Below are 6,448 nucleotides of genomic sequence, written 5' to 3'. Positions count from 1 at the left end.
TCAACAAAAAGCATCTTAGGAGTATGTTTAGGTCACCAGGCTATAGCTCAGGCTTTCGGTGGATCGTTAATAAACATGTCTACTGTGTATCATGGTGTTGCAACGTTAATGGAAATAGTTGCCGAAGATGATTACTTGTTCAAAGGCTTGCCTTACTCGTTTCGTGCTGGAAGATACCATTCATGGAAAGTGGATAAAAATACATTGCCTGAAGGGTTTAATGTGACTATTAGAGATGAAAAGGAAGATATAATGGCTATATCTCACAAGGAGTTTGATTTAAAAGGAGTTCAGTTTCATCCAGAATCCATACTGACAGAACACGGACAAGAGATTATTACAAATTGGGTTAAGCATTAAGAATGAAAGAAATCTTAAATCATTTATTCGATCACAATACTTTAGGCAAAGCGGCTGCAAAAGCTGTTCTGACGGATATTGGAAGTGCTAAATACAACAACAGCGAAATTGCTGCATTCCTTACTGTATTTCAAATGCGAGATATTACTATTGAAGAGCTTGGTGGTTTTCGTGAGGCGCTGTTAGATTTATGTGTTCGTATCGACTTAAGTGATTTCGAAACAATCGATATGTGTGGAACCGGGGGGGATAGTAAAAACACCTTCAATATTTCAACACTATCTTCTTTCATAGTTTCTGGAGCTGGTATTAGTGTAGCAAAGCATGGGAATTATGGTGTATCATCCGGTTGCGGGTCTTCAAATGTAATCGAGCATCTGGGTTATACTTTTACCAATGATCAAGATGTGCTAAGAAAGCAGTTACAGGATGCGGGTATTTGCTTTTTGCACGCCCCTATGTTTCATCCTGCTATGAAGAATGTTGGTCCTGTGAGAAGAGAAGTTGGTGTTAAAACCTTTTTTAATATGCTTGGACCAATGGTTAATCCTTCGTTTCCTCAAAATCAAGTAGTCGGTGTATTTAATCTGGAGCTTGCTAGAATGTACAATTACTTGTATCAAGATATCGACCGTAATTATGTGATATTACACGCTTTAGATGGATATGATGAGATCTCGTTAACAGGAGATTTTAAAATGATTGATCGGAATAGAGAACGTGTTTTATCCCCAAGTGATTTAGGAATGAAGAAAATTACACAAGAGGAGATTCATGGAGGAGGTACTGTTGAAGGAGCTGCGAAAATCTTTATGAGTATTCTAGAAGGCAAAGGCACGGAAGCCCAAAATAATGCAGTTATCGCGAATTCGGGAATGGGGATATACTGCGCGAAGAAAAACACATCAATTGAAGATGCCTTGGGATATGCGAAAGAATCCCTGGAATCGGGTAAAGCATTAGGAGCCTTGAAAAAGTTAATGAGTTAATATGAATATTCTAGATAAAATAGTTGCCGATAAAAGGTTGGAGGTTGATGCTAGAAAGTCGGAAAGACCAACAATTAAGGTAGATTATGATTTAAAGTTCGCTAGCTATTCATTAGCTGAAAAAATACTAAGTACACAAGAGCCATGTATTGTGGCGGAGTTTAAGAGAAGATCTCCTTCGAAGGGATTGATTAATGGTGTTGCTAAAGTAGCCGATGTAGTTGCGGGATACCAAGCAGCTGGCGCCAGCGCTGTTTCTGTATTAACAGATGAGAAGTATTTTCAAGGTACAATGGCCGATTTGGTTGAAGCACGTAATGCGATTGAGATTCCAATTTTAAGAAAGGAGTTTATTGTGGATGAATACCAGTTGCTAGAGGCAAAATCTATCGGGGCAGATGTTATTTTATTGATTGCTTCGGTTTTGTCGATTAGTGAAACGATAGCTTTAGGTAAATTTGCTAAGTCAATTGATCTTGAGGTGTTTTTGGAAGTTAGGGGTAAGGAGGAATTAGGGCATATTAATCAGTTTGTGGATATTATTGGTGTGAATAATAGAAACCTAAAAGACTTTACGGTCAACATCGATCAGTCGATTGAAATGAATGAGTTAATTCCGAAAGAGCTTCCATGTATTTCTGAAAGTGCCTTAAAGGACGTTGATACAATCATGAATCTTTACAAGCATGGATACAATGGCTTTTTGATTGGCGAAACTTTTATGAAGACTGAAAATCCAGGGGAGAAGTGTTTCGAATTACTAACGGACATTCGTTCTGCAGCTCGTGCAATTCAATAAGTTATGAAGATCAAAGTATGCGGTATGCGAGATGAAGATAATGTGGCTGAATTGGCTGCATTAAAACCTGATTATATAGGCTTTATTTTTTATAAAGGTTCTAAGAGGGACGTAACCTGGGAGGACTTGGAGTTTATCGAAGAATTAGATGACGAGATTCAGAAAGTTGGGGTATTTGTAAATGAGACAACGGATGAAATCATGCGTCTTACATCTAGAAACGATATTACGATGTTTCAATTGCACGGTGATGAGTCGCCTGAGCAATGTGCAGAACTGAAAGAAATGGGGTTTCAGGTGATGAAAGCTTTTTCTGTAGACTCTGCCTTTGATTTCGAAACCACTGTTCCATATAAAGAATCGGTAGACTACTTTTTGTTTGATACTAAAGGTGCGGAGTATGGTGGTAATGGTGTTACCTTTGATTGGAGTTTGCTTAAGAAATACGATAATGAGGTGCCTTTCTTTTTAAGTGGAGGAATAGATGAGAATATGTTAAGTGAACTGGATAATCTCAGAGAATTCAATATTGTAGGAATCGATGTGAACAGTAAGTTCGAAACGGGACCGGCAATGAAGGATATAGCAAGATTAAAGGAATTTATTAGTAAAATAAGACAATGAAGTTTCAAGTTGATGAGAATGGCTACTATGGCCAATTTGGGGGAGCATACATCCCTGAGATGTTATACCCAAATGTAGAAGAACTCAAAAAAGCATATGTAAATGTAATTGAGTCGGAAGAATTTCAAAAAGAGTTCTTATATCTATTAAATGATTACGCTGGCAGACCATCTCCTTTGTTTCACGCCAAAAGGTTATCCGAAGTTTATGGAACTAAAATCTATTTAAAAAGAGAAGATCTTAACCATACAGGAGCGCACAAGATTAACAATACTATTGGTCAGATATTAATGGCTGAGCATTTGGGTAAGAAAAGAATTATTGCAGAAACTGGTGCTGGTCAGCATGGTGTAGCTACAGCAACTGTGTGTGCATTAAAGGGACTTGAATGCATAGTTTATATGGGCGAGATTGACATTAAGCGTCAAGCACCCAATGTTGAGAGAATGAAGTTGTTAGGTGCTGAAGTTCGCCCGGCTAAATCTGGAAGTAGAACCTTGAAGGATGCGACAAACGAAGCTATCCGTGATTGGATCAATAACCCAATTGATACCTTTTACATTATAGGATCTGTTGTAGGACCACATCCTTATCCAGATATGGTTGCTCGTTTTCAGTCTGTGATCAGTAAAGAGATCAAATGGCAAATGAAGGAGAAGGAAGGAAGAGAGAATCCTGACATTGTTATTGCCTGTGTTGGAGGTGGAAGTAATGCTGCCGGTGCATTCTACCATTATTTGGATGAAGAGTCTGTTAAATTAATCGCTGTTGAAGCAGCTGGTAAAGGCATTAATTCTGGTGAGTCAGCCGCTACTTCGGTTCTTGGTAAGCCTGGTATTATTCATGGGAGTAAGACTTTGTTAATGCAAACAGATGATGGGCAGATTGTAGAGCCTTATTCTATATCGGCAGGATTAGATTACCCCGGAGTTGGTCCTTTGCATGCTCACCTAAAAGAATCTGGTAGAGCAGAATTTGGAAGTGTAACAGATACTGAAGCTTTAGATGCAGCTTTTGAGCTAAGTCGATTAGAGGGAATTATTCCTGCATTAGAATCAGCACATGCTTTGGCACAACTTAAGAAAATGAAATTCAACGGAGATGAAGTTATTGTGGTTTGTTTGTCGGGTAGAGGAGACAAAGACTTGGCAACATATATAAGACATAAGAAGTAATCATGGAGAATAAAATTGTATCCTTATTTCAGGACACACAGGAAAAGGTGATGTCGGTTTATTTCACTGCAGGATATCCTCAGTTAGATGATACCATGGAGATTTTGACAAGATTACAGGCTGAAGGTGTTGGATTAGTAGAAATTGGAATACCGTTTTCAGATCCATTGGCAGATGGTGAAACGATTCAGCAAAGTGGGGAAGTGGCATTGAACAATGGAATGACACTTAAATTGTTGCTTCAACAGCTTAAGGATGTTAGATCAACGATTAAAATTCCATTAATCTTAATGGGATACTTAAATCCGATTATGCAATATGGTGTTGAGCAGTTTTGTAAAGATTGTGTTGCCGTTGGTATTGATGGAGTAATACTTCCGGATTTGCCTTTGTCAGAATACGTATCGGAGTACAAAGCCATTTTTGAAGCACATAACTTATGCAATGTATGTTTAATCACACCTCATACTTCGGAAGATAGAATTAGACTGATTGATGAGCATTCCAGTGGTTTTATCTATGTAGTATCTTCTTCGAGCACGACTGGATCAAAATTAGATACTTCAGGACAAGAGGCCTACTTCGTAAGAGTTAATGAGATGGGATTGAAAAATCCTATAATGATTGGATTTGGGATTTCTGATCACGATTCATTTACTAAAGCTACCCAGAATGCTAATGGGGCAATTATCGGAAGTGAGTTTATTCGCGCAGTGAGCAATTATAATACTTCTTTAGAAAAGAATATAGAAAGCTTTGCAAATAAGATTAAGGGAATTAACTAAGGTTTTATTTCCTTGAAGTCATATTTCCTCTCGTACTGATCGTATATTTTAAAGAGCTCTTTCTTTGCTCTCCATAGCTCAGTTTTAACTTTGCTAAGGGTAATATTCATTTCGTTTGATATCGACTCGTACGAGTACTCTTTAAAATATCTTAGCTTAATTATTTGTTGATAAGAGGGGCGGAGTTGCTCAAGAAGATTGTAAAGTCTTTTATATTGCTCTCTTTTAATAATACGAGCTTCCATATTTAGATTTTCATTTTTCAACTCCATCTTAATTTCATCGCCGCTGTCGTATGTGTGGATTTTGTCTATTGAAACAGTATCCATCTTTTTTCTTCGATAGAAATCCGTACATCTATTATTTGCAATACCATATATCCACGTGCTAAATGCGTATTGTGGATTATACTGATGGATGTTAATAAATGCTTTTGCAAATGATTCTATCATGATGTCTTTGGCATCATCTTGATTTCGTATCGCTTTTAGAACCATGAAATAGATCGATTTTTTATGCCTACGCATTATCTCAACGCATGCTGATTCACTGTTCGTTTCCTGTATCAGTGCTGCCAGCTCTCGGTCGTTGAGTTTTTTGAGATTCGCCATGTTTCCAATAGTATTCTTGAGACTATGTCTGTTACGACTATAGTTTTTCTCAAGTTATAAAAAAAGAGTGTATAATAAAAGTTATGGATTTTGCTCCTTATGTAAAGGAACCGCAAAATGTCAGAGAATTATCCTTACAATATTACTTTGCTGTAATCTCGCTTATAAATGTTTTTTGGTAATCCTCGCCTGAAACGGTTTTATAACTATCACCTCCAAAAAACTTAAGAATTACTTCCATTTGGGGAGCCTCTTTGTAACCGGTTATAACTTGTAACATCTGTTCTGCTTCATCGAGTAGTACAAATTGTGGATAAGATAACTGTCCCCTTAATAGAGCAATTGCAAATTCATGCGTACTTCTATTAACACCGGGTTTAGGATTAACATATGTCTTGCCTTTATAGGTTATGGGTTCTGCTTGTTCCGCATTAAATTTAACCGAATAATAGTGTTCATTAAGTTCTTTAACTATAACTGGATTTGTGAAAGTTGTTGCATCCATTCTTTTACACCAACCGCACCACCACGTATAAGCGTCTACCATTATTTTCTTTGGCTCTTTGGCATTAGCCTCTATTGCCTCTTCCCACGACATCCAGTTAATTTTTTCCTGAGCGAAAGAGCTACTCGATATAAAAAGGAGTAAGGCTACAACTATAAATGCTTTTGTGATTTTCATTTTGTTTGATAATAATTTCATGTCAACGAGTTTCTTGTTAATTTATTATTTAGTTGCTGGTTGTTGCACCTGTTTTACTCCAATAACAGGTGCTGGAATTTCAGGAACAAAGGATTTCATAAATTCTTCATAGGTTAAGTTTTCTTTGTCCAAATTAATTTGTGCGAAGTATTTAATTACTGCTTCAAACTTATCGGGAGTCAATGCAGATTGAATGACTTGTAACCATCTAGCTCGCTCATCCATGAAAACTAAAGACGGATATACCATTTTAGGACCATTGATAATGAATTTTGCAAATTCATGTGGGCCTCGTCTGTCTACTGGAACTGTACTAATAAAAGTGCTGTCCATAAAAACAATCGGTTCTTTGTTCTCCGCATTTAGTTTGATTGGGTAATAATATTTATTTAATGTTTTAAT

9 protein-coding genes are annotated in these 6,448 nt (G+C 37.1%); 6 read left to right on the top strand and 3 right to left on the bottom strand.

Annotated features, from left to right (window positions below):
- The 6 genes from HRT72_07370 to HRT72_07345 form a co-directional block, all read left to right on the top strand.
- On the top strand, positions 1-360 hold a 360-nt coding region (locus tag HRT72_07370; GenBank protein NQY67525.1), incomplete at its 5' end, for an aminodeoxychorismate/anthranilate synthase component II.
- Positions 361-362: 2 nt separating this feature from the next.
- Positions 363-1,349 (top strand): anthranilate phosphoribosyltransferase, encoded by a 987-nt coding sequence (gene trpD, locus HRT72_07365; protein NQY67524.1) that lies wholly within the window; start codon positions 363-365, stop codon positions 1,347-1,349.
- A 1-nt stretch (position 1,350) separates the two neighbouring features.
- On the top strand, positions 1,351-2,148 hold the full coding sequence (locus tag HRT72_07360; protein NQY67523.1) for an indole-3-glycerol-phosphate synthase: 798 nt from the start codon (positions 1,351-1,353) through the stop codon (positions 2,146-2,148).
- A gap of 3 nt (positions 2,149-2,151) precedes the next feature.
- Positions 2,152-2,772 carry a phosphoribosylanthranilate isomerase gene (locus tag HRT72_07355; protein ID NQY67522.1) on the top strand — a complete coding sequence of 207 codons (621 nt, stop codon included), beginning with the start codon at positions 2,152-2,154 and terminating at the stop codon, positions 2,770-2,772.
- Complete coding sequence (gene trpB / locus HRT72_07350; GenBank protein ID NQY67521.1) at positions 2,769-3,947, top strand: tryptophan synthase subunit beta; 1,179 nt, start codon at positions 2,769-2,771, stop codon at positions 3,945-3,947. Before HRT72_07355 ends, trpB begins: the two co-directional genes overlap by 4 nt.
- A gap of 2 nt (positions 3,948-3,949) precedes the next feature.
- Positions 3,950-4,732, top strand: a complete 783-nt coding sequence (locus tag HRT72_07345; GenBank protein NQY67520.1) for a tryptophan synthase subunit alpha — start codon at positions 3,950-3,952, stop codon at positions 4,730-4,732.
- Here the strand turns inward: HRT72_07345 and HRT72_07340 are convergent.
- From HRT72_07340 to HRT72_07330, 3 genes are all read right to left on the bottom strand, one after another.
- Positions 4,729-5,343 (bottom strand): sigma-70 family RNA polymerase sigma factor, encoded by a 615-nt coding sequence (locus HRT72_07340; GenBank protein ID NQY67519.1) that lies wholly within the window; start codon positions 5,341-5,343, stop codon positions 4,729-4,731. The two genes, HRT72_07345 and HRT72_07340, sit on opposite strands and share 4 nt — an antisense overlap.
- A gap of 142 nt (positions 5,344-5,485) precedes the next feature.
- A complete protein-coding gene (locus HRT72_07335; protein NQY67518.1) occupies positions 5,486-6,019 on the bottom strand; it encodes a DUF255 domain-containing protein in 534 nt (177 codons plus the stop codon).
- A 51-nt stretch (positions 6,020-6,070) separates the two neighbouring features.
- On the bottom strand, positions 6,071-6,448 hold a 378-nt coding region (locus HRT72_07330), incomplete at its 5' end, for a hypothetical protein (GenBank protein ID NQY67517.1).

The sequence above is a fragment of the Flavobacteriales bacterium genome, from assembly GCA_013214975.1.
GTDB lineage: Bacteria > Bacteroidota > Bacteroidia > DT-38 > DT-38 > DT-38.
Note: the sequence above shows the minus strand (reverse complement) of the source record. Positions and strands in the feature narration are given on the sequence as shown.